The following is a 761-nucleotide window of genomic DNA, read 5'->3' as shown; positions in this document are numbered from 1 at the left end:
TTTCTGCTAATCATTCTATCAAGCATGATTGAACCGAGCTTCTGGTGGTTACTTGGAATCATGCTGTTATTCAGCTGGATGGGCTTAGTCGATGTTGTTCGTGCCGAGTTCCTGCGCGCACGTAATCTTGAATATGTTAGAGCGGCTAGAGCCTTAGGCCTGAACAATGCAGGCATTATGTTTCGCCACATACTACCGAATGCGATGGTTGCAACTTTAACCTTTATGCCGTTCATATTGACGGGGTCTATCACAACTCTTACTTCGCTCGATTTCTTAGGATTTGGCCTACCTCCCGGATCTCCTTCACTTGGCGAGCTGATCTCGCAAGGTAAAACAAACCTTCATGCACCTTGGCTTGGAATGACAGCATTCATCGTACTTGCTCTTATGCTCTCATTACTCGTATTTATCGGCGAAGCAGTGCGCGATGCCTTTGATCCGAGAAAGATTTAAACGGAACTCATCATGACTACACCAATTATTTCCGTCCAAGATCTGAGCATCGCTTTTGAACATAACAATGTTCAGCAAACCGTAGTTCACAACGTTAGTTTCGATGTATTCAAAGGAAAGACACTCGCTCTTGTAGGTGAAAGTGGATCTGGTAAATCTGTCAGTACGAATGCGATCATGCAGCTCCTTCCAAAACAAACTGTGCGTTACACATCAGGTAAAATCACCTTCGAAGGTCACGACCTACTCCAAGCTGACGAACGTCATCTAAGAGGTGTGCGAGGCAACAAAATTGGAATGATTGT

2 protein-coding genes are annotated in these 761 nt (G+C 44.7%); both read left to right on the top strand.

The window, feature by feature from the left end; all coding sequences use genetic code 11:
* Positions 1-456: ABC transporter permease subunit (locus A3738_RS05870; protein WP_156504007.1), on the top strand; the 456-nt coding region annotated here is incomplete at its 5' end.
* 12 nt (positions 457-468) lie between these two features.
* Positions 469-761, top strand: a 293-nt coding sequence (locus A3738_RS05865; RefSeq protein WP_156504006.1) for an ATP-binding cassette domain-containing protein, incomplete at its 3' end; no start/stop codon positions are given.

The sequence above is a fragment of the Oleiphilus sp. HI0066 genome (assembly GCF_001635725.1).
The sequence above is the reverse complement of the archived record's forward strand: the minus strand, read 5'-3'. Positions and strand labels throughout refer to the sequence as shown.